At 64.8% G+C, this 20,632-nt stretch carries 20 protein-coding genes; 7 read left to right on the forward strand and 13 right to left on the reverse strand.

Annotated elements, in window-relative coordinates:
- Window positions 1–168 precede the first annotated feature (168 nt).
- Together FXB38_RS19955 and FXB38_RS19960 are read right to left on the reverse strand one after the other, a co-directional pair.
- A complete protein-coding gene (locus FXB38_RS19955) occupies window positions 169–1,116 on the reverse strand; it encodes a hydroxymethylglutaryl-CoA lyase (RefSeq protein WP_148752695.1) in 948 nt (315 codons plus the stop codon).
- A complete protein-coding gene (locus tag FXB38_RS19960) occupies window positions 1,113–2,288 on the reverse strand; it encodes a CoA transferase (protein WP_148752696.1) in 1,176 nt (391 codons plus the stop codon). Before FXB38_RS19960 ends, FXB38_RS19955 begins: the two co-directional genes overlap by 4 nt.
- A 101-nt stretch (window positions 2,289–2,389) precedes the next feature.
- Between FXB38_RS19960 and FXB38_RS19965 the strand changes: the two genes are divergently transcribed.
- The 3 genes from FXB38_RS19965 to FXB38_RS19975 all read left to right on the forward strand — a co-directional run bounded on the left by FXB38_RS19965 (window position 2,390) and on the right by FXB38_RS19975 (window position 5,943).
- Window positions 2,390–3,316 carry a LysR family transcriptional regulator gene (locus tag FXB38_RS19965; protein ID WP_148752697.1) on the forward strand — a complete coding sequence of 309 codons (927 nt, stop codon included), beginning with the start codon at window positions 2,390–2,392 and terminating at the stop codon, window positions 3,314–3,316.
- A 222-nt stretch (window positions 3,317–3,538) separates the two neighbouring features.
- Window positions 3,539–4,954: an MFS transporter gene (locus FXB38_RS19970; protein ID WP_148752698.1), complete on the forward strand. Its 1,416-nt coding sequence runs from the start codon at window positions 3,539–3,541 to the stop codon at window positions 4,952–4,954.
- Window positions 4,955–5,202: 248 nt separating this feature from the next.
- Entirely contained in the window at window positions 5,203–5,943 is a 741-nt protein-coding gene (locus FXB38_RS19975) for a sulfate transporter family protein (protein ID WP_148752699.1), read from the forward strand.
- Window positions 5,944–5,949: 6 nt separating this feature from the next.
- Here FXB38_RS19975 and FXB38_RS19980 read toward each other — a convergent pair whose 3' ends face one another.
- The 3 genes from FXB38_RS19980 to nth are packed head-to-tail and all read right to left on the reverse strand — an operon-like array spanning window position 5,950 to window position 9,539.
- Window positions 5,950–7,578, reverse strand: coding sequence for an MFS transporter (locus FXB38_RS19980; protein ID WP_148752700.1), 1,629 nt, complete (start codon window positions 7,576–7,578; stop codon window positions 5,950–5,952).
- Complete coding sequence (locus tag FXB38_RS19985; RefSeq protein ID WP_148752701.1) at window positions 7,565–8,698, reverse strand: HlyD family secretion protein; 1,134 nt, start codon at window positions 8,696–8,698, stop codon at window positions 7,565–7,567. Before FXB38_RS19985 ends, FXB38_RS19980 begins: the two co-directional genes overlap by 14 nt.
- 37 nt (window positions 8,699–8,735) lie before the next feature.
- Window positions 8,736–9,539, reverse strand: coding sequence for an endonuclease III (gene nth / locus FXB38_RS19990; protein WP_187435008.1), 804 nt, complete (start codon window positions 9,537–9,539; stop codon window positions 8,736–8,738).
- 22 nt (window positions 9,540–9,561) lie between these two features.
- On the opposite strand from nth, the gene FXB38_RS19995 reads away from it, so the two are divergent.
- Both FXB38_RS19995 and FXB38_RS20000 read left to right on the forward strand, forming a co-directional pair.
- On the forward strand, window positions 9,562–10,095 hold the full coding sequence (locus FXB38_RS19995) for a DUF2244 domain-containing protein (protein ID WP_148752702.1): 534 nt from the start codon (window positions 9,562–9,564) through the stop codon (window positions 10,093–10,095).
- 54 nt (window positions 10,096–10,149) lie between these two features.
- Entirely contained in the window at window positions 10,150–11,046 is an 897-nt protein-coding gene (locus FXB38_RS20000; protein ID WP_148752703.1) for a methylated-DNA--[protein]-cysteine S-methyltransferase, read from the forward strand.
- A gap of 112 nt (window positions 11,047–11,158) precedes the next feature.
- On the opposite strand, the gene FXB38_RS20005 is transcribed toward FXB38_RS20000, so the two are convergent.
- The 8 genes from FXB38_RS20005 to dnaK all read right to left on the reverse strand — a co-directional run bounded on the left by FXB38_RS20005 (window position 11,159) and on the right by dnaK (window position 18,401).
- A complete protein-coding gene (locus tag FXB38_RS20005) occupies window positions 11,159–11,782 on the reverse strand; it encodes a 2,3-bisphosphoglycerate-dependent phosphoglycerate mutase (protein WP_148752704.1) in 624 nt (207 codons plus the stop codon).
- A gap of 25 nt (window positions 11,783–11,807) precedes the next feature.
- Window positions 11,808–12,623, reverse strand: a complete 816-nt coding sequence (gene dapB, locus FXB38_RS20010) for a 4-hydroxy-tetrahydrodipicolinate reductase (protein ID WP_148752705.1) — start codon at window positions 12,621–12,623, stop codon at window positions 11,808–11,810.
- A gap of 116 nt (window positions 12,624–12,739) precedes the next feature.
- Entirely contained in the window at window positions 12,740–13,051 is a 312-nt protein-coding gene (locus FXB38_RS20015; protein ID WP_148752706.1) for a DUF1330 domain-containing protein, read from the reverse strand.
- A gap of 22 nt (window positions 13,052–13,073) precedes the next feature.
- The gene (pyrF, locus tag FXB38_RS20020) at window positions 13,074–13,784 is read right to left on the reverse strand and encodes an orotidine-5'-phosphate decarboxylase (RefSeq protein WP_148752707.1); all 711 of its coding nucleotides are present in this window, start codon (window positions 13,782–13,784) and stop codon (window positions 13,074–13,076) included.
- Between the two features lie 6 nt (window positions 13,785–13,790).
- Window positions 13,791–14,369: an NADPH-dependent FMN reductase gene (locus FXB38_RS20025; protein ID WP_148752708.1), complete on the reverse strand. Its 579-nt coding sequence runs from the start codon at window positions 14,367–14,369 to the stop codon at window positions 13,791–13,793.
- A 57-nt stretch (window positions 14,370–14,426) separates the two neighbouring features.
- Window positions 14,427–15,026, reverse strand: coding sequence for a class I SAM-dependent methyltransferase (locus FXB38_RS20030; protein ID WP_148752709.1), 600 nt, complete (start codon window positions 15,024–15,026; stop codon window positions 14,427–14,429).
- 93 nt (window positions 15,027–15,119) lie between these two features.
- The gene (gene dnaJ / locus FXB38_RS20035; protein ID WP_148752710.1) at window positions 15,120–16,256 is read right to left on the reverse strand and encodes a molecular chaperone DnaJ; all 1,137 of its coding nucleotides are present in this window, start codon (window positions 16,254–16,256) and stop codon (window positions 15,120–15,122) included.
- A gap of 243 nt (window positions 16,257–16,499) precedes the next feature.
- Window positions 16,500–18,401, reverse strand: a complete 1,902-nt coding sequence (gene dnaK / locus FXB38_RS20045; protein ID WP_148752711.1) for a molecular chaperone DnaK — start codon at window positions 18,399–18,401, stop codon at window positions 16,500–16,502.
- Window positions 18,402–18,810: 409 nt separating this feature from the next.
- Here dnaK and FXB38_RS20050 point away from each other — a divergent pair, with 409 nt between their 5' ends.
- Both FXB38_RS20050 and pncA read left to right on the forward strand, forming a co-directional pair.
- On the forward strand, window positions 18,811–19,752 hold the full coding sequence (locus tag FXB38_RS20050; protein WP_187435009.1) for a hypothetical protein: 942 nt from the start codon (window positions 18,811–18,813) through the stop codon (window positions 19,750–19,752).
- A gap of 118 nt (window positions 19,753–19,870) precedes the next feature.
- On the forward strand, window positions 19,871–20,593 hold the full coding sequence (pncA, locus tag FXB38_RS20055) for a bifunctional nicotinamidase/pyrazinamidase (RefSeq protein WP_148752713.1): 723 nt from the start codon (window positions 19,871–19,873) through the stop codon (window positions 20,591–20,593).
- The last annotated feature ends 39 nt before the right edge of the window (window positions 20,594–20,632 follow it).

Below are 20,632 nucleotides of genomic sequence, written 5' to 3' on the forward strand. Positions count from 1 at the left end.
CCCCTTGTGGGAGAGGGTGGCTCGCCGCAAAGCGGCGAGACGGGTGAGGGGTCTCTCTCCGCGAGAGCATCGCTCACGATTTGAATTCGCGGAGAGAAACCCCTCATCCGGCGCTTCGCACCACCTTCTCCCACAAGTGGAGAAGGGAAGAGCACTGTGCTCGTGGCTTTACGCCGCCTTCGCAGCACTCCCACCGGGCAGGCCCGCCCGCGCCACGCCGCCGTAGAGCTGCTCGTTCGGCATCTCCTCACGCAGAATCTTGCGGACCGCGATCAGCTGCTCCAAATCAATCCCCGTCGCAAAGCCTTTGCTCTCGCAGAGGAACACGAGGTCCTCGAACACGACATTGCCGGTCGCACCGGGCGCGAACGGGCAACCGCCGAGGCCGCCGAGCGAGCCGTCGAGGATGCGCACGCCCTCGTCCAGCGCAGCCGCGGCGTTGGCGATGCCCATGCCGCGGGTGTCATGGAGATGGATGCAGATCGGCTTTGCGCCGGCGAGCTTGACTGCGGCGCGCGACAATTCACCCACCTGCTTCGGTCCGGCATAGCCGACAGTGTCGGCGATCGCGACGAAATCGACGCCGGCCTCAAGGCATTTGTCGACCAGGCGCAGCACCTCTTTCGGATCGACCGCGCCGGTGATCGAGCAGCCCAGCGCCATCGAGATCGCGGCGTTCACGAGCGGCCTGTGGGCGCTGGCGTCGCGCATCCCGCAGAGACGCCTCACATTGGCGATCGCGGAGTCGCGTGAGCGATGTGTGTTGGCCTGGCTGTGCTCTTCGGTCGCCGAGACCACGGAGGCGATCTCGCCGACGCCGGATTCCAGCGCCTCGTTGACCCCGCGCTCGTTGAGCGCAAGCGCGATGCCGTGGGCACCGGGCAGACCTGCCACCGTTCCGATCACATCGCGAACGTCGACAAATTGCGGAAACGTCTTTTCCGGCAGGAACGAGCCGACCTCGAAATGACGCACGCCGGCGGCATATTCCTCGCGCAGCCAGCGCTGCTTGGCCTCGGTGGACGGAAACTGTTTCACGAGCTGGAGCCCATCGCGCAAGCCGACTTCGCGCAGGCTGACGCGATCCGCGGGGTAAATTGTCTCGATCCGGCTCATGCGCGCCTCCCAGCGGCTTTTGACGTGACGTCGTTGTTGTCGATCTCGGCGCGAACCGCCGACGTGTCGGCACCGAGCGGCGCGACCTTCAGACCTTCGCCGATGTGGCTGCCGTTCCACTCGACCGGTAGCGCCGGCACGCGGAACGGCTTGCCGTCGGCATTGATGTTGTTGACGAGACCGCCCGGCCGCAGCACATGCGGATCGGTCAAGAGATCCTCGGGACGGTTGATAGGCGAAAAGCAGATGTTGAGCGCGTCGAGCCTTTGCGAAAGCTCTCCGACATTCCGCTGCCGAATGATCTCCGCGACACGCGGAATGATCCGCGACCGCGCCAGGATGCGGTCGGTCGTGGTGCGCAAGGCCGGATCATCAAGGAATTCCGCAAGGCCGAACTCGCGGCAAAAGCTTTGCCAGTGACCTTCGGTGACGACGCCGATGAAGATGCGCCCGCCGTCTGCGGCATCGAAGATGTCGTAGATCGGCCAGGCATGCTCGCGCTCCGGCATCGAGCGCGGCTTGTTGCCGGTCATCTCGTAGTCGACCATATGCTGGGCGACCAGGAAGAGGCAGTTCTCGAACAGGCCGATGCGGATGTCAGCGCCGTCGCGCTTGCCCCCGCGCTTCTGATAGAGCGCGGCCAAAATCGCGATAACGCCGAACATGCCGCCCATGATGTCGTTGGCCGAGGAGCCGACGCGCTGCGGCTTCTCTTTCGTGCCGGTCATGGCGGCGAGCCCCGACATCATCTGCACCACCTCGTCGAGCGCGGGCCGATGCTCGTAGGGCCCGGACAGAAAACCCTTGTGGCCGGCGACGATCAGATGCGGATGAAGGCGGCGCAACTCCTCGGTATTCAGCCCCTGCTTCTCGAGCTGACCATCGCGGAAATTTTCCAGGAACACGTCGGCCGTCTCGAGCAGCCGGTGCATGGTGTCGCGGTCAGCAGGGATCGCTAGATCCAGCACGACGCTGCGCTTGCCACGGTTGAACAGCGGAAAGAACGCTGTCCCCATGCCGCCAAGCGTGCGGGTCTTGTCGCCGGCGGGCGGCTCGACCTTGATCACCTCGGCACCGAATTGCGCGAGGATCATGCCGCAGGTCGGGCCCATGACCATGTGGGTCATCTCGACGACCCGCACGCCCTCAAGCGGCAATCCGGCCTCAATCATGCGTCTCTCCCTGTTCTTCGCCTCGAAAACTAGGCCTTCACAAGCCTTCTGAAAAATATAATCTATCGAAGATTGCCTTCGTGCTTATAGAACGCTTCGCCATGGATTCACGCCAGCTCCGTTATTTCATCGCCGTCTACGAGCAGCGGAACCTGTCGCGCGCGGCCGACCAGGTCAGCGTCGCGCAGTCCGCGCTCAGCCATCATATCTCGAACCTGGAAGCCGAGTTCGCAACGCGCTTGTTCGAGCGCAAGCCGCGCGGAATGGAACCGACGGCGGCGGGCGAGCGGCTCTACGAACATGCCCGCATCATCCTGCGCGCGATGACCGAGGCCGAGACCGAGGTGCGTGAGGGCGCGCGCGTCATCGCCGGCAATATCTCGATCGGCATGGCCAATTCCGCCGTCAAGGCGATCGGCGTGGCCCTGATGCGTACGGTGCTCTCCCAATATCCCAAGCTGAAGCTGTCGCTCACCGAAAGCATGTCCGGCGCGACGCTGATGCATCTGATGGCGTCCAACGTCGATTTGGCGCTGGTCTACAATCCACCGTCGGAGAAGGAGCTGATCGCCGAACCGGTGCTGGAAGAGGAGATGTTCTGTGTCGGCATTCCGAAGCTGGTGGGCAGGAGCAAGGCCCCGATCCGGTTCGAGGAGCTGAGCAGATTGCCGCTGATCCTGTTGCGCTACGGCCTCTCCTCGCGCGCGCTGCTGGATGATCCGGTGCTGCTCAAGCGCCTGGAGGCGAACGCTATCCTGCACGCCAACTCGATCACCGGCATGACCGGCGCGCTGGTGGAGGGGCTCGGCTGTGCCATCGCCACAAAGCTGTTCGCGCGGGAGGAGCTGGACGCCGGCCGCCTGGTCGCGCGCGAGGTGGTCGCGCCAAAACTGATCCGCACGCTGTATCTGTGCCGCCTGCGCAACCGCCCGATGACCTATGCGATGGAAGAGATGAGCCGCCTGATGCTCGCCCTGATCGCCGAGCAGGTCCGCAGCGGCGGCTGGCAAGCGACATTGGTGGGGTAGAGCGGCGGCGCTGCTGTCCCCTCTCGCTGTTCTTACGGGGAGCACACGGGGAGAGGCGAAGAACACGCGAGTTCGAAAATATAGAACGCTTCGATCGATATGTTCGTCTGGATTTCTGGCTTCGGCCGGCCAACATAGCGCGGTCCGGCAAGGCTCGCGAGAAAAAGACAGAGATGAGTCGCCGGGAACCGCGCGCGATCCGCGCGCCACGGGGAGGACATCATGAGCGTTGTCGGCATCGACACGGGCTTTGAGCTCGGCACTGCACCATCCGGACCGGACGAGATCTCGCGACGGCTCGAGGCGATGCCGGCGACGGGCTATGTCTGGCGCCTCGTCATCCTGCTCTCGCTCGGCGGCTGCTTCGAGGTCTACGATCTGTTCCTGACCGGCTACATCGCGCCGGGGCTGAGCCGCAGCGGATTGCTCTCGACGACGACCACGGCCTTCTTCGGCTTCTCCGGCATCGGCGCCTTCGTCGCCGCGACGTTCGCCGGGCTGTTCGTCGGCACCTTCTTCCTCGGCTTCCTCGCCGACCGTTTCGGCCGCCGCGCAATTTTCACCTACGCGCTGCTCGGTTACAGCGCAGCGTCCGTGATCATGGCCTGCCAAGCCTCCTCGGAAGGCCTGCTGTTCTGGCGCTTCCTCGCCGGCATCGGCATTGGCGTCGAGGTCATCACCATCGACGCTTATATCACCGAGCTGGTGCCGAGCCGGGTGCGCGGGCGCGCCTTTGCGGTCAACCAGTCGATCATGTTCGTTGCCGTGCCGGTCGTCGCCTTTGTCGCCTGGTGGCTGGTGCCGCTCGCGCCCTACGGTGTCGAGGGCTGGCGCTGGGTGGTGCTGATCGGCGCCGCCGCCAGCATGATTATCTGGGTGGTAAGACTGTTCGTGCCCGAGAGTCCGCTCTGGCTCGCGCGTCATGGCCGCACCGAGGAGGCGTTCAGGATTCTCGCGACGCTGGAAGCCAGGGGCGGGGCCGCCGCGCCGGGCCCCTCAGCCTTGCTCGCGCGGCCGGCGGCGCAAACAGCCGCGCGCATCAACTTCGCCGATCTGTTCCGTCCGCCCTATCTGTCGCTCGTCATCCTCTTCATGGTGTTCAACCTGTGCCAGGCCTTCGGCTTCTATGGCTTCGCCAATTGGGTGCCGACGCTGCTGGTCGAGAAGGGGATCACCATCACCAAGAGCCTGCAATATTCCTTCATCATCGCCTTCGCCTATCCGATCGCACCGCTGCTGGCCGCAAGCTTCGCCGACCGATACGAACGCCGATGGATCATCGCCGGTGCCTGCATCGCCATCATCGCCTTCGGCTTGGCGTTCGCGCAATTGACCGAGCCTGGACTGCTGATCGTCTGCGGCGTGCTGCTGACGGCCTGCAACACGACGATGTCCTACGCCTATCACGCCTACCAGACAGAAGTGTTTCCAACCCAGATCCGTGCGCGGGCGTCCGGCCTCGTCTATTCCATGAGCCGGCTGAGCGCGACGTTCTCCGGATTCATCGTCGCCTACATGCTGAAGGAGGCCGGCGTCGTCGGCGTGTTCGGCCTGATCACCGTGGCAATGCTGATCGTGGTGATCGCGATGGCGCTGTTCGGCCCCAACGTGCGCGGCAAGGCGCTGGACACGATGTGACTCCGGTGGCTCGCGATCCGCAACGTCTCCGACCCGCAGATCAAGGCTGAGGCACGCTGAAGCAGCAGGAGCAGGTGGCCGCCCAGATCTACAAGGGGTTCGGCCGCTGGAGCACGGTCTGCAGCGCCATCACGTGTTGGGCGAGTATCGTGGCGGAGCCATAAGCCGCGGCCGCCCACGGGTCAGCCTCTCTTGCCGAAGCCGCCCGGGGTGTCTACCTCTCGCGGGTGGTTTCGTGAGAGGTTCCCATGCTGGATGCCGCCGTCAAGGCGCTGTCGCAAATGATATCGCCGCCAATGCGCTCGATCCTGTGGCGGTCGATCGGGCTTGCACTGGTGCTGATCGTCGTGCTGGCGATCGGGTTGCAGCGGCTGCTGAGCTGGTTCGCGACCTATGGCGAGGTCTGGCTGGAAGGCCTGCTCGGGCCGAGCTGGCACTCGTCGCTAGAGGTGCTCGCCTGGATCATCTCGATTGCGGCCGGTCTTGGCGTCGTGTTCGGCAGTGTGTTCCTGATGCCCGCCATCACCTCACTGGTTGCAAGCCTGTTCGTCGACGACGTCGCCGACATCGTCGAGCGCGAATATTATCCCGCCGAGCGGCCGGGCAGCGCGCTGCCGTTCAACCAGGCGATCCTAGAGGGCATCAAGACCGCACTGCTGACCATCGTGGTGTATCTGATCGCGCTACCGTTCGTGTTCCTGGCCGGCGCCGGCTTCCTGATCTTCTTCCTCGCCGCCGCCTGGCTCTTGGGCCGCGAATATTTCGAGCTCGCAGCGATGCGCTTCCGCTCGCCGGAAGACGCCAAGGCAATGCGGCGCGACAACGCCGCGACGATCTTCACCGCAGGCCTCTTCATCGCGGCCTTCGTCTCGATCCCGGTCGTCAACCTGGCGACGCCGATCTTCGGCATGGCCTTCATGGTCCACATGCACAAGCGCCTGTCCGGGTCGCGGCCCGAGCTGATCGCGCCCGCGCGGCAGACACGGTGACGGAGATTACGCGACCTTCACCCCGCACTTTCGCAGCAGCATCTTGGCGAAGCCGAACGGCGCCGGGGTGAACGGGCCCGGCGGCGCGCGGGTGATCAGGGCGATGAAGCCGAGCGCGGCCATGGCCAGCCAGAAACAGAGCCAGAAGCCGTCGATATAGGCGAGCACGTTGGCCTCGCGCGCGACGAAGCTCGCGAGCGTGCCGACCGCGCGCGCCGACGCCGAGCCGGCACCGTGGGCGGCGAAGTGATCGGCAAGCTGCTTCAGCGCGCGCACCACATTGACGTCGCCGATTTCGAGGTTCTGGCCGAGATAGAAGGAATGGATCTGCTCGCGGACGCGCAGCCACGTTCCCATCAGGGCCACGCCGATCTCGGCGCCGCCCAGCCGCATGATCTGGATATAGGCGGCAAACGAGGTCGCGCGGCTCGGATCGGAATTGGACAACGCGATGATGATGAGCGGCAGCAGCGTCGTCGACTGGCCGACGGCCTGCAGCAGGACGATGCCGACAAAATCCTCGCGCGCCCAGTCATGAGTAAGCTGGGTGCCCCAGAGATTGGCAGCCGCGAAACAGGCAAATCCCAGCACCGTCACCGCGCGCGCATCGAAATGGCGGAGCAGCCAGATCGAAACAGGCACCAGCACGAACATCGGCAGCGCGCCATAGGTGAGCAGCAACAGCCCGCTCTGCTCCGGCCTTAGCAGAACGACGTTGCCGAGGAAGTTCGGCACCAGCGACGAGTTGGAGAGCGAGGTCAGCGTGTAGAGCAGGATCACCACCAGTGACAGCCCGATATTGCGCGAGAACAGCACGTTCACATGCGCCCAGGGCTGCCGCACCAGCGACTCGTTGAGGAGGAAAGCCACGAACAGCACGCCGCCGCCGACCAGCAACGCCATCACCGTGCCGGAGCCGAGCCAGTCCAGGCGATTGCCCTGATCGAGCCCGGCATAGATCATCCCGACGGAGGCGCCGAGCAGCAGCATGCCGCCCCAGTCGGCCTCGCGCAGCAGCGCGCGATTGACCGGCTCGTTCGGCGTGCCCAGATAGACCATCAGGCCCATCAGCGGCGCGATCAGGACGCTCTGCCAATACAGCCACTGCCAGCCGAGATGATCGACATAGAAGCCGACCAGCGAGGTCGATGAGTCCAAGGCAAAGCCGACGCGGATCGAATAAAGCGCGATCGCCGGCAGCCACCAGCGGATCGGCAGATTGCGGAACACGATCATCAGCGTCGCCGGCACGAAGGTGCCGAGCAGCAGGCCATGCACGACGCTGAGCGCGATCAGGGTCGGATAATCGCGCACGAAGGGAACGATCAGCGAAACGACGGCATAGACAAGACTCGGGATGCCGAGCACGCGGCGCAGGCCAAACACGGTCGCAAGCCACGCCACCGCGGGTGCGATGAAGATCTGCGAGCCGATGCCGGCGGTGGAGAGCCAGGCGCCCTCGTCGAAGGTAAGCCCGAATGCGCCGCGCAGATCGGGCAGGCCGACCGTGGTCAGCCGGCTGTCGAAATTGGCCAGGAACGAGCCGAGCAGGACGGCCGCGACCGCGAACAGCGGCTGCGCCGCAATGCTGCCGCGCGAGACCGGTCCACGGCCGGCGTCGTCATTTCCCGCCATTCGCGTCCTTCGTGTCGATGCTGGTCACGACGGACATGCCCGGCACGAGCCGCGCCAGCAAGGGCTGATTGTCGTCGAACTGGATGCGCACGGGAATGCGCTGCACGACCTTGGTGAAATTGCCGGTCGCATTATCAGGCGGCAGCAGCGCGACCTGCGCACCGGTCGCGGGTGCGATACGCTCGACCCTGCCGCGCAGCTTCTCGCGCGGGAAACTGTCGACGGTGATCTCGACCGGCTGGCCCGGCTCGACGTGCGTGAGCTGGGTCTCCTTGTAATTCGCGATCACATAGACCTGTGGCAGCGGCACCACGTTGATGAGGTTGGTCCCGATGTTGACGTAGTCGCCGGGCTGCACCTGGCGCTCACCGACGACGCCGTCGAACGGCGCGGTGATCCTGGTGTAGCCGAGCTTGAGCTTGACGCTTGCCAGCGTCGCCTTGGTGGCGTCGAGATCGGCGGCGCGCTGCTTCTTCGTGCCTTGCAGGACCTCGAGCTGATGCTGCTGGGCCGCGATCACCGCGCGGCTCGCGCGCACATCGGCCTGCGCCTTGGCGAGGCCCGCGACCGCCTGCTCAAGCCGCTGCCGCGTGCCGGCTTCGGACTGCGACAGCGATTGCTGGCGCTCCTGCTCCTGCTTGGCTTCGACTTCGAGCGCCTCGGCCGACAGGCGCGAAGCCTCGGCCTGGGCGATCGTCGCATATTGCAGCTCGATCTGGTTGGCGAGATTGTCGAGCACGGCTTGCGCGGCGGCCACGGCCGCCTCGGACTGCGCGACCTGGGCCTGGTAATCGGCGGGATCGATCTGGATCAGGAGGTCGCCGGCCTTGACGCGCTGGAAGTCGGTCACGGCGACAGTCAGCACCTCGCCGGAGACACGGCTTGCAAGCCGCGTCAGCTCGGCGCGCACATAGGCGTCATTGGTAGTCTGGACCACGGCATTGCCGACCCATTCGTCGAACCGCAACGTCGCCAGCGCGACGAAGGCGAGCGCAACGATCACGGCAAGCAGCGGGATCGCGAGCCGGCTCCAGAGCGAGCTCGCCGGCCGCTGCGTCGGTTTGGGCGGCGGAGCCGGTGTGGCGGTCGGCGACGGCGAAACTTGTTCCTGCTGACTCACGATGGTCCCCCAAAACCCCTTTGCCCGAGCGCCATGCTCACACCGTCTTCTCCGGCCACCGGCAGAGATCGTTGATCAGGCATACCTCGCAGCGCGGTTTTCGCGCGAGGCAAGTATAGCGGCCGTGCAGGATCAGCCAATGATGGGCATGCAGCATGAATTCGGCCGGGATCACCTTTTGGAGACCAAGCTCGACCTCGAGCGGCGTCTTGCCGGGCGCCAGCGCGGTGCGATTGCCGACGCGAAAAACATGCGTGTCGACCGCCATGGTGTGCTCGCCGAAGGCCATGTTGAGCACGACGTTCGCGGTCTTGCGTCCCGCGCCCGGCAGCGATTCGATCTCGGCACGCGTGCGCGGCACCTCGCCGCCGAAATCGCTGAGCACCTTTGCCGACAACGCGATCACGTTCCTGGCCTTGGTGCGGTAGAGGCCGATAGTCTTGATGTAGTCGCGCAGGCGTTCTTCGCCGAGATCGAGCATCTTCTGCGGCGTATCCGCGACCGCGAACAATGCGCGTGTCGCCTTGTTGACCCCGGCATCGGTCGCCTGCGCCGACAGCACCACGGCGACCAGCAGCGTGAACGGATTGAGGTGCTCGAGCTCGCCCTTCGGCTCCGGGTTGGCTTTGCGGAAACGGCTGAAGACCTCGTGGATCTCCGCGGGCGTCCAGGGTTTGATAGAATTGGGCTTTATCGCCTTGAGCGATTTTTTGGCCGGCGCCGATTTCTTCGCTGAAGGCGATTTTTTGGCGGAAGGCTTGGGCTTCGCGCTGGCTGCCTTTGCCTTTTTCTTCGGCATAGTCGCTTTGCGCGGGGCGGGCTTGCGGGTGATTTTGGCCATGATCGGGATATACTGAGGGACGATGAGCACAGGCAACGAAATTGAGCGCCAAGATCTTGAAGGTCATGCCGAGCAGCAGATCTTCTCCGCGCTGCTGACGCCGCATCGCTCGCTGAACCGCACCGGCTTTCTCGCCGTGATGCTGTTCCTGAGCGTCGTCAGCTTCGTCACCGGCATCGTCTTCCTGATGAAGGGCGCCTGGCCGGTGTTCGGCTTTTTCGGCCTCGACGTCCTGGTGATCTGGTGGGCCTTCAAGGTCAATTTCCGCACCGCGCGAGCGCGCGAGGAGATCACGGTCACGACCACCGAAATGCGCGTCCGGCGCGTCAGCCATCGCGGCCGGGTTGCAGAATGGACCTTCAATCCGCTCTGGGTCCGCCTCGACATGGAAATGGACGAGGATTTTGGCATCGAGCACCTCTACCTGATCTCGCGCGGCCACCAGATCCAGATCGCCCGCTTCCTGGGACCGGACGAAAAGGCAAGTTTCTACAAAGGCTTGGTTGAGGCGCTGAATGCTGCCAAGCGCGGCCCGACCTACAATCCGGTCACCTGATCGCAGTCGGAAATCGGGTGGTTTAGTACCCCTGTCGCGCCTACATTTCCGGTCATGATGACACTCGCCATACATGACCAGCGCCTGGCCAGGCCGGGCTCTCAGAACGCCGCGCTGCGCGACTACGATTCGGTGCGCCGGGCGATCGCCTTCATCTCGGAGAACTGGCGCGCGCAGCCGGCCATCGAGGCAATGGCGGATGCAGCTGGCGTCACGCCGGATGAGCTGCACCATCTGTTCCGCCGCTGGGCCTCGATCACGCCGAAGGCCTTTATGCAGGCGCTCACCCTCGATCACGCCAAGGGGTTGCTGCGGGACTCCGCGAGCATCCTCGATGCCGCGCTCGACTCAGGCCTCTCGGGGCCGGGCCGGCTGCACGATCTCTTCGTCACCCACGAAGCGATGTCGCCGGGCGAATGGAAGAACGGCGGCGCGGGCCTCACCTTGCGCTACGGCTTCCACCCCTCGCCGTTCGGCACCGCGATCGTGATCGCCACCGATCGCGGTCTGTCAGGTCTCGCCTTCGCCGACCCCGGCGAAGAGAAGATCGCACTCGCCGACATGACGCGACGATGGCGAAACGCAACCTATGTCGAGGATCACGAAGGCACCGCACCGCTCGCGCAGCGCATCTTCGACACGAAACTCTGGCGGCCGGATCAGCCGCTGCGCGTAGTCATGATCGGCACCGATTTCGAGGTGCGGGTGTGGGAGACGCTGTTGAAGATCCCGATGGGACGCGCGGTGTCCTATTCCGACATCGCCTGCAACATCAACAATCCGAAGGCGTCGCGCGCCGTCGGCGCAGCCGTCGGCAAGAACCCGGTCTCATTCGTCGTGCCCTGCCACCGCGCGCTCGGCAAGAGCGGCACGCTCACCGGCTATCACTGGGGCATCACCCGCAAGCAGGCGATGCTGGGCTGGGAAGCCGGGCAGCTGGGGATGCAGTAGGCGAGATGCAGTAGGGTGGGCAAAGGCGCACAGCGCCGTGCCCACCATGCTTCCGCGATCGCCGACGGATGGTGGGCACGCTATTCGCTTTGCCCACCCTACGGGACCGAGCTCAGCCCGCCAGATCCAGCTTCGATGCCACCGTCGAATCCGCGTTGAGGCGATAGATGATCGGCACGCCGGTGGCGAGCTCGCGCTTCAAGATGCCTTCGGGCGACAGCTTCTCCAGCACCATGATCAGAGCGCGCAGCGAGTTGCCGTGAGCGGCAACAAGCGTGCGCTTGCCGTTGAGCACCCCGGGCAGGATTTCCTGCACATAATACGGCAGTGCCCGCGCCAGCGTGTCCTTCAGGCTTTCGCCGCCGGGCGGCGGCACGTCGTAGGAGCGGCGCCAGATCAGCACCTGGTCCTCGCCCCATTTCTTGCGCGCGTCGTCCTTGTTGAGGCCGGAGAGATCGCCGTAGTCGCGCTCGTTCAGGGCGAGGTCCTTCGAGGTCGGCAAGCCCGTCTGGCCGAGCTCGCCGAGAATGAGATCGAGCGTGTGCTGTGCGCGCGTGAGCACCGAGGTGTAGGCGACATCGAACACGAGGCCCTGCACCTTCAGCTTGCGGCCGGCTTCCGAGGCCTCCTTCATACCAAGCTCGGTGAGATCAGGATCCTTCCAGCCGGTGAACAGGTTCTTCAGATTCCATTCGCTCTGGCCGTGCCGCACCAGCACGAGAAGACGTTCGCTCATTGACTAGTTCCGTTGCTTGCTTTGCTCAGATGTCTGAAAGGCCGAGCACGTCGGCCATGGAGTAGTGCCCCGGCTTCTTGCCATGCGCCCACAGCGCCGCCTTCAGCGCGCCGTGCGCGAACAGCATGCGGTCCTCGGCGAGATGCGACAGCGTCAGGCGCTCGAACGGGCCGAGGAAGGTCACGCTGTGCTCACCGGCGACGGTGCCGCCGCGCAAGGAGGCAAAGCCGATCGCGCCCGGCTTGCGCGCGCCGGTGATGCCGTCGCGGCCGCGTTCCGCATTGTCCTCGAGCGAGATGCCGCGGCCGGCCGCTGCAGCCTGGCCCAGCATCAGCGCGGTGCCGGAGGGCGCATCGATCTTCATGCGGTGATGGGCTTCGACGATCTCGATGTCAAAATTCTCGTCGAGCGCCTTGGCGACGCGCTTGACCACGGCGGCGAGTAGATTGACGCCCAGGCTCATATTGCCCGATTGCACCACGACCGCGCGGTTGGTGACGCTCCTGATCACGGCATTATCGGAATTGGAAAGCCCCGTGGTGCCGATGACATGGACGAGCCCGCGCTCGGCTGCGATTGCGACATTGGCGATGGTGGCCGCCGGCACGGTGAAATCCAGAATGCCGTCGGCCTCCTTCGACATCGCCCAGAGATCGGCGGACACCGTGATGCCGTTGGCGGGCAGGCCGGCGAGCACGCCGGCATCCTTGCCGAGCAGCTCCGAGCCCGGCGCCTCCAGGGCGCCAGCCAGCACCGCGCCTTTGCTCTCGGAAATCGCCCGCGTCAGCGCACGACCCATCCGGCCGCCGGCTCCAGCAACAATCAAGCGCATGTCAGACATGGTGTGATCCTCTCAGGGCCGTTGTAGCGGCGGGATGCAGTTCCGGCAACCGAAGCCCACCAGCACGCGGCGCGCTCCCACCCTCCCCTGGAGGGTAGGAAAGAGAAGATCGAACCTCAACCGTCCGACGGCTGTGGGCCGTCATAGCCCTCGATGATGATGAGGTCGGCGATCGCGTGCGGCTGGCGCACCTTGATGTTGGCCTGGTATTCCGGCGAGTTGTAGCAGGCGATCGCGGTCTGGTAGTCCGGGAATTCGATCACGACGTTGCGGGTCCGGCTGGCACCTTCGACCGTGGTGAACTTGCCGGCCCGGACGACGAAGCGGCCACCCCATTTTTTGAAGATGGGACCGTTGGCGACGGCGTAGGGCTTGTAGCCCTCGTCATTGCTCACGTCGACGCGCCCGATCCAGTAGCCTTTTGCCATTGTTCTTCTCCTTGGTTGCTCGTCAGCCGAGCGCCTGCGCGACCTCGGCGTGGATGGCGTCTGCGACTGCCTTGGGGTCCGTGGCTTCCACCACCGGGCGCCCGACGACGAGGTAATCGGCACCCGCGGTGATCGCGCGACCGGGCGTCATGATGCGCTTCTGGTCGCCGGTTGCCGAGCCCGCCGGGCGAATGCCGGGAGTGACGAGATGCATCTGGTGGCCGACGATCTTGCGCAAGGCTCCGACTTCCTCGGGCGAGGACACCAGCCCATCGACGCCGAGCACCTGCGCCTGCTGCGCGCGCGCTTCGACGAGCTCGGAGACGCCGAGCCGGTAGCCGGCCGCGTGCAGATCGTCCTCGTTGTACGAGGTCAGCACCGTGACGGCGAGGATCTTCAGGCGCGACGTGCCGCGGCCTTCGACGGCGCCCTTCATGGTCTGCGGATAGGCGTGCACGGTGAGGAAGGTCGCACCCAGCCTGGCGACACTCTCGACACCGCGCGTCACCGTGTTGCCGATGTCGTGCAGCTTGAGATCGGCAAACACCTTCTTGCCCTTGTCGGCGAGCTTGCCGATCAGCGGCAGGCCGCCGGCATAAGCGAGCTGATAGCCGATCTTGTAGAACGTGACGCTGTCGCCAAGCCTTGCGATCATCGCTTCCGCGGCATCAACGCTCGGCAGATCGAGCGCAACGATCAGGCGGTCCTTCGGGGCGATTTCGGCTGGCGTCATGTCACCTCACATCATGTGTTGGGAAATGTCGATCAACTGCCGCACCAACTCCTTCAACGAAGCGATATCGCCCTCGTTCTTCAACCTGTCCATATCGTCATAGGCCTGGTCGGCAAAGGCGAGCGTGAGCTGGCTGGCGATCACATTGGCGTGGCAGGAGGTCAGGATCAGCCGCAACGCCTGCAGCGCGCGCGCCGCACCGAGCCGGCTCTGCGAAGCACCGGCAAGCGCAAAGGCGCGGTTGCGGAACACTTCGCCGCGCGCCTCGTGGAGCTCATGCACGCGGCTCACCCAGTCGATCGCATTCTTCAGCAGCGGCGGCACCGAGGCGTTGTATTCGGGCGAGACGAACAGCACGCCATGATGCGCGCCGATCATGCGCTTGAGATTGATCGCGTGCTTGGGCACGCCGGATTTGGCCTGGAGATCGCCGTCGTAAATCGGCAGCGGAAAATCGGCGAGCGAGATGCGCGTGACGTCAACGCCGGCCCGGGCGAATTCATACGCGGCGACCGCCGCCAGCTTCGCATTGTGCGAGCCGGTGCGGAGCGAGCCGGGAATGACCAGGATTTTCGGGGCTGACATCCGATCCAATACGTTCGGCGAAACGAGCCCGCCGCGCATTAGAGGAAGCCGGCGGAATTAGTCCTTGCGATACACCCAGACGCGGGCCGGCGGAAGGTTCATCCAGATCCGTTCCGAGGCCTCGGTGGTCACGCCGGGCAGCGATTTCGGGATCGGTGGCACCACCGCATAGGTGAACTGGACGAAGGGCGCACCGGGTGCGAGCGCCGTGAAGGCGTCGCGAATGAGCCGCAGCCGCGTCAGCATCGGTTTTGTGACCAGCGGCAGGCCGGAGACCACCGCGCTAGCCGGCGCGCTCAGCACGTTCCAGAGCGTGTCTCGGAGGCGATAGGCATCGCCCTGCACCACCTTGGCCTGCGGATAGCGGTCGCGCAAAAGCGCGCAGAAGCCGGGATTGTATTCGACGAGGACGAGGCGCTTCTGGTCGACGCCGCGCTCGACCAGCGCCGAGGTGATGGCGCCCGTGCCGGGCCCGAGCTCGACCACCGGAGCATCCGAATTGACATCGACGTAATGAGCCATGGTCCGGGCGAGAAGTTTGCCCGACGGCATCACCGCGCCCATGTGGAGGGGCTTTTCGATCCACGACCTCAGAAAGCGCACCTCGTCGTCAAGACGAGGCTTCTTCAACGCACGCGCGGACGACGGCAATGGCATGTCTGGACCGGACGGGACGAGACCGCGTGACCGCGGCGTGTCAGAAAATGGTCACAAAGAGGTATAGGCCGAAGGCGATACGGTCAAGACGGCTCAACTCGCCCGATTACCGAAGAAATCCTTGACCTTGGTAAAGAAGCCCTCGGATTCCGGCTGGGTGTTGCCGGAGGAGAGCTTGTCGAACTCGGCCAGCAATTCCTGCTGCTTCCTGGTGAGGTTCTGCGGGGTCTCGACCACGACCTGAACGTACATGTCGCCCATCTGGCGCGAGCGCAGCACCGGCATGCCCTTTGATGCAATGCGGAATCGGCGGGCGGACTGGGTTCCGGCGGGGACCTTCACCTTGGCCTTGCCCTTGTCGATGGTCGGCACCTCGAATTCACCGCCAAGCGCCGCGGTCACCATCGAGATCGGCACGCGACAATGCAGATCGGCGCCGTCGCGCTGGAAAAACTGGTGCTGGGCCAGCGACAGGAAGATGTAGAGATCGCCGGGCGGGCCGCCGCGGACGCCGGCCTCGCCTTCGCCGGCGAGCCTGATCCTGGTGCCGTCCTCGACGCCCTGGGGGATGTTGACCGACAGATTCCGCTCGCGGGTGACGCGACCCTGGCCCGAGCAGGACGGGCAGGCGTCCTCGATCATCTGGCCGCGGCCCTGGCAGCCGGGGCAGGTGCGCTCGAGAGTGAAGAAGCCCTGCGACTGCCGCACGCGGCCGGCACCGCCGCAGGTCGAGCAGATCTTGGGCTTGGTGCCCGCCTTGGCGCCGATGCCCGAGCAGGCCTCGCAGGTGACCGAGACCGGAATCTCGATCTGCGCGGTCTTGCCGCCAAAGGCTTCCTCGAGAGTGATTTCCATGTTGTAGCGGAGGTCGGCGCCACGCTCGCGGCCGCCGCGGCCGCGCTGTCCGGCCATGCCGAACAGATCTTCGAAAATATCGGAGAACGAGGAGGCGAAGCCCGCACCGAAACCGGCACCGCCGCCGCCGGGACCGCCCTGCTCGAAGGCGGCATGGCCGAAACGGTCATAGGCCGCGCGCTTGTCCTTGTCCTTCAGGACCTCGTAGGCCTCGTTGATTTCCTTGAACTTGACCTCGCTGGTGTCATCCCCGGGATTGCGGTCGGGGTGAAACTTCATCGCCAGCTTGCGGAACGACGACTTCAACCTGGATTCGTCGGCGTCACGTTCGACTTCGAGGGTTTCGTAATAGCAGCGCTTGGCGGACGTGGACATGTTCAACTCGGTCTATCCAATCGCGATTCAAGTCGGGGCGAAGCAACGTCGCCACGTGACGATATAGGCAGCCTTCCGCCTTGCGGCAGAGGACTGCATGGCAACGTCGAGAATAACGGCTGGGAATTGATCGATCGTAACGGGCGCTCGTCCCGTCGAGCCCGACACGGCGGCCTCCCCCTTGAGAGGGGAGGCCTGTGCAGCGTGTGGGGTCCAAGCCGTCCGCATCATACCCTCTCGGGCTTATGCAGACTTCTTGTTGTTCTTGTCGTCGTCGACCTCGGTGAATTCCGCGTCGACGACGTCGTCCTTGGCCGCATCCCTCTTGGCGTCGGCCTCGGCCTGCTGCGTGTACATGGCCTCACCGAGCTTCATCGAAGCCTGGGCCAGCGTGTTGGTCTTGGTCTTGATCGCCTCGGCATCGCTGCCCTTCAGCGCTTCCTTGAGGTCGCTGACGGCATCCTCGATGGCGCGGCGCTCGGTCTCGCCGACCTTCGAACCGTGCTCGGCCAGTGCCTTCTCGGTGGAGTGCACCAGCGCGTCGGCGTGGTTCTTGGCGTCGACCGCCTCGCGGCGCTGCTTGTCGGCCGCGGCATTGGCCTCGGCGTCCTTGACCATCTTGTCGATGTCGGCTTCCGACAGGCCACCGGAGGCCTGAATGCGGATCTGCTGTTCCTTGGCGGTCGCCTTGTCCTTGGCCGAAACGTTGACGATGCCGTTGGCGTCGATGTCGAAGGTCACCTCGATCTGCGGCATGCCGCGCGGAGCCGGCGGGATGCCCATCAGATCGAACTGGCCGAGCATCTTGTTGTCGGCCGCCATTTCACGCTCGCCCTGGAAGACGCGGATGGTGACCGCGTTCTGGTTGTCCTCGGCGGTCGAGAACACCTGGCTCTTCTTGGTCGGGATCGTGGTGTTGCGGTCGATGATGCGGGTGAACACGCCGCCCAGCGTCTCGATGCCCAGCGACAGCGGGGTCACGTCGAGCAGCAGCACGTCCTTGACGTCGCCCTGGAGCACGCCGGCCTGGATCGCGGCACCGATCGCCACGACCTCGTCCGGATTGACGCCCTTGTGCGGCTCCTTGCCGAACAGCTGCTTCACGACTTCCTGGACCTTCGGCATGCGCGACATGCCGCCGACCAGAACGACTTCACCGATCTCGCCGGCGGTGACGCCGGCGTCCTTCAGCGCCTTGCGGCAGGGCTCGACGGTCTTCTGGACGAGGTCGTCGACCAGCGCCTCGAACTTGGCGCGGGTGAGCTTCATCGTCAGATGCTTCGGGCCGGTCTGGTCCGCGGTGATGAAGGGCAGGTTGATCTCGGTCTGCGTCGTCGACGACAGCTCGATCTTGGCCTTTTCAGCGGCTTCCTTCAGGCGCTGCAACGCGAGCTTGTCGTTGCGCAGGTTGATGCCCTGCTCCTTCTGGAACTCGTCGGCCAGATAGCCCACGAGGCGCATATCGAAATCTTCGCCGCCGAGGAAGGTGTCGCCGTTGGTCGACTTCACCTCGAACACGCCGTCGCCGATCTCGAGAATGGAAATATCGAACGTGCCGCCGCCGAGGTCGTACACGGCGATCGTGCCGGTCTTGGTCTTGTCCAGACCATAGGCCAGCGCAGCCGCGGTCGGCTCGTTGATGATGCGCAGCACTTCAAGGCCCGCGATCTTGCCGGCGTCCTTGGTCGCCTGGCGCTGGGCGTCGTTGAAGTAGGCGGGAACGGTGATGACCGCCTGGTCGACCTTCTGGCCGAGATGGGCTTCCGCGGTCTCCTTCATCTTCTGCAAGATGAACGCCGAGACCTGCGAGGGCGAGTAGGTCTGGCCGTCGGCCTCGACCCAGGCGTCGCCGTTGGAAGCCTTCACGATCTTGTACGGAACGAGCTTCTTGTCCTTCTCGACCATCGGGTCGTCGTAGCGGCGGCCGATGAGGCGCTTCACTGCGAAGAACGTACGCTCTGGATTGGTAACGGCCTGGCGCTTGGCAGGCTGGCCGACGAGGCGCTCACCGTCGTCCGTCACGGCGACGATCGAAGGCGTCGTGCGCATGCCTTCGGAATTCTCGATGACTTTGGCGTTCTTGCCATCCATTACGGCGACGCACGAATTCGTGGTGCCGAGGTCGATCCCAATGACCTTTCCCATGGTCCTGATATCCTTGTTTTTGCGGCAGGTTGGCTGGGCCCAGAAGGCACCCGAACCGAAACCCCCTAAGATCAAACATTCGCGATATTGCGATGGTTGACGCTCATATAGGAGGGGGGGAGGGGCCCGCAAGGACCGAGCGCAAGTTTCGGCCGTGAAAACATTGGGTTTTGGAAGATCATATCCGGGCCTCACCGCCCTTGCGGGTGAGGAAATATTAACAGGTTCGGCCATCTGCCAGCCCCGCCGCCGTGATTGGCCCGGCCCTGTTGCCGGCGCGCCAAACCCGCTAAAAGGCGCCGGCCGGACAGCCTCGCCATGGGCTGCCTCCCATGGGGCTGCTTCGCGCGACAAAGCGGCCCAATCGCCGAACATTGAACGGCCTCAATGTGAACCAATCAGAGTGCCCATGAAGCTGACCCGCCCCCTCGCCGCGCTCGCCCTGCTCGTTGCCACAGCATTTCCGGCGCTCTCCGCCGACGCCGTGTTTCCGCCTGGCTTGCGCCTCGGCATGGTACCGCTGGTCGGGCTGAACACGGCCAAGACCTTTCCGGGCTTCGAGAGTGAGGACGGCAGCGTCAAGGTGCTGATCACCGAGCTGCCGCCGGCGGCCTATGGCGAGGTCGTGGGCGCCTTCAACGCCAATCCGGCCGGCAGCAACGGCATCAAGCCGGACAAGATTGAGACGCTCGCGGGCCTTGCCTATTTCACCACCGAGAGCGGCAAGGCCGGCACGACCCCGGTGAAGCGCTATTCGATGATCGTGCCGGGCACCGGCTTCTCCGGCTATGTCGCCGTGCAGGTGCCCGAGAACGCGTCGAAGATCTACACCGATGAGGCGGTGCGGCAGATGTTTGCCACCGCCGTGACCCGCAAGGAGGTGTCGGCTGACGAGCAGATCGGGCTGATGCCGTTCAAGATCACCGATCTCGCCAGCTTCAAGGACATCCGCACGCTGGTCCCGGGCTCGAGCATCATCCTGGCCGACGGCAACGAGAGCTCGGGCTATGAATCTAAGCCGTTCATGATCCTCGGCCTGATCGGCGCGACGCCGCAGCAGGCTGACGACCGCGCCCGCTTTGCCCAGGAGGCGGCGCTCCAGATCCCCGGGGTGCGCGAGTCCCGCGTCACCATGTCGGAGCCGATCCGCATCAACGGCCAGCCGGGCTTCGAGACCCGGATCGACGGCGTCAGTGGCAAGGACAAGACGCCGGTGACCGTGGTGCAGTGGATCCGCTTCGCGCCCGGCGGTGCTTCGCTCCGCATCATCGCCAGCGCGCCGCGCGACCAGTGGCCGGACGCCTTCACCCGCTTCCGCGCCGTGCGCGACGGCATCCAGCCCAAGGGCTAGTTTCTTGGGGCTGACAGCCCAACCGCTCACCAGAGCCGGCTGCATTTTCGGGCTTTTGTTCGTACACGAACGGAACTAGGCTTCCCTCCATTGGATCATCCTGGAGGGGAGGCCGACGATGCTAAACCGACGACAGATCTTGGCGGCGCTGGGGACCACGGCCCTCGCGGGCCTCGCTCCATCCGCACTTTTCGCAGCGGCCACGATCAAGCCCGACGACACATCCGCGCTGCTCGTGATCGACGTGCAAAACTGCTTCCTGCCCGGCGGCAGCCTCGCGGTAAAGGAAGGCGAGCAGGTCGTGCCTGTGATCAACAAGATGGCGAAAGCGTTCTCGAACGTGGTGATGACGCAGGACTGGCACACGCCCGGCCACGTCTCGTTCGCTTCGGTGCATTCCGGCAAGAAGCCGTTCGAGACCATCGACCTGCCCTATGGCAAGCAGGTGCTGTGGCCCGACCATTGCGTGCAGGGCACCGACGGCGCCTCGCTGTCGAAGGACCTCTCGATCCCGCAGGCCGAGCTCATTATCCGCAAGGGCTTCCACAAGGACGTCGACAGCTATTCGGCGTTCCTTGAAGCCGACGGCAAGACCTCGACCGGCCTGGCCGGTTATCTCAAGGGTCGCAAGATCAAGCGCGTCTTCGTTGCGGGTCTCGCAACGGATTTCTGCGTCGCCTGGACCGCACTCGATGCGCGCAAGGCGGGTTTTGAGGTCTATGTCGTGGAAGACGCCTGCCGCGGCATCGACAATCAGGGCTCGCTCGCGAAGGCCTGGGCCGATATGGCCAAGGCCGGCGTGAAGCGGATTCAGTCTGCGGATATCGCGGCGAGTGCGTAGGGTTTTCGCACGGTCATTCCGGGCGGCTCACGGAGCCGA

The sequence above is a fragment of the Bradyrhizobium cytisi genome (assembly GCF_008123515.1).
In the GTDB taxonomy this organism is placed as follows: domain Bacteria; phylum Pseudomonadota; class Alphaproteobacteria; order Rhizobiales; family Xanthobacteraceae; genus Bradyrhizobium; species Bradyrhizobium cytisi.

Coding starts and splice junctions, on each gene's coding strand:
- FXB38_RS19955 (WP_148752695.1), bottom strand. CDS start 1,116: ATGAGCCGGATCGAGACAATTTACCCCGCGGATCGCGTCAGCCTGCGC.
- FXB38_RS19960 (WP_148752696.1), bottom strand. CDS start 2,288: ATGATTGAGGCCGGATTGCCGCTTGAGGGCGTGCGGGTCGTCGAGATG.
- FXB38_RS19965 (WP_148752697.1), top strand. CDS start 2,390: ATGGATTCACGCCAGCTCCGTTATTTCATCGCCGTCTACGAGCAGCGG.
- FXB38_RS19970 (WP_148752698.1), top strand. CDS start 3,539: ATGAGCGTTGTCGGCATCGACACGGGCTTTGAGCTCGGCACTGCACCA.
- FXB38_RS19975 (WP_148752699.1), top strand. CDS start 5,203: ATGCTGGATGCCGCCGTCAAGGCGCTGTCGCAAATGATATCGCCGCCA.
- FXB38_RS19980 (WP_148752700.1), bottom strand. CDS start 7,578: ATGGCGGGAAATGACGACGCCGGCCGTGGACCGGTCTCGCGCGGCAGC.
- nth (WP_187435008.1), bottom strand. CDS start 9,539: ATGGCCAAAATCACCCGCAAGCCCGCCCCGCGCAAAGCGACTATGCCG.
- FXB38_RS19995 (WP_148752702.1), top strand. CDS start 9,562: ATGAGCACAGGCAACGAAATTGAGCGCCAAGATCTTGAAGGTCATGCC.
- FXB38_RS20000 (WP_148752703.1), top strand. CDS start 10,150: ATGATGACACTCGCCATACATGACCAGCGCCTGGCCAGGCCGGGCTCT.
- FXB38_RS20005 (WP_148752704.1), bottom strand. CDS start 11,782: ATGAGCGAACGTCTTCTCGTGCTGGTGCGGCACGGCCAGAGCGAATGG.
- dapB (WP_148752705.1), bottom strand. CDS start 12,623: ATGTCTGACATGCGCTTGATTGTTGCTGGAGCCGGCGGCCGGATGGGT.
- FXB38_RS20015 (WP_148752706.1), bottom strand. CDS start 13,051: ATGGCAAAAGGCTACTGGATCGGGCGCGTCGACGTGAGCAATGACGAG.
- pyrF (WP_148752707.1), bottom strand. CDS start 13,784: ATGACGCCAGCCGAAATCGCCCCGAAGGACCGCCTGATCGTTGCGCTC.
- FXB38_RS20025 (WP_148752708.1), bottom strand. CDS start 14,369: ATGTCAGCCCCGAAAATCCTGGTCATTCCCGGCTCGCTCCGCACCGGC.
- FXB38_RS20030 (WP_148752709.1), bottom strand. CDS start 15,026: ATGCCATTGCCGTCGTCCGCGCGTGCGTTGAAGAAGCCTCGTCTTGAC.
- dnaJ (WP_148752710.1), bottom strand. CDS start 16,256: ATGTCCACGTCCGCCAAGCGCTGCTATTACGAAACCCTCGAAGTCGAA.
- dnaK (WP_148752711.1), bottom strand. CDS start 18,401: ATGGGAAAGGTCATTGGGATCGACCTCGGCACCACGAATTCGTGCGTC.
- FXB38_RS20050 (WP_187435009.1), top strand. CDS start 18,811: ATGAAGCTGACCCGCCCCCTCGCCGCGCTCGCCCTGCTCGTTGCCACA.
- pncA (WP_148752713.1), top strand. CDS start 19,871: ATGCTAAACCGACGACAGATCTTGGCGGCGCTGGGGACCACGGCCCTC.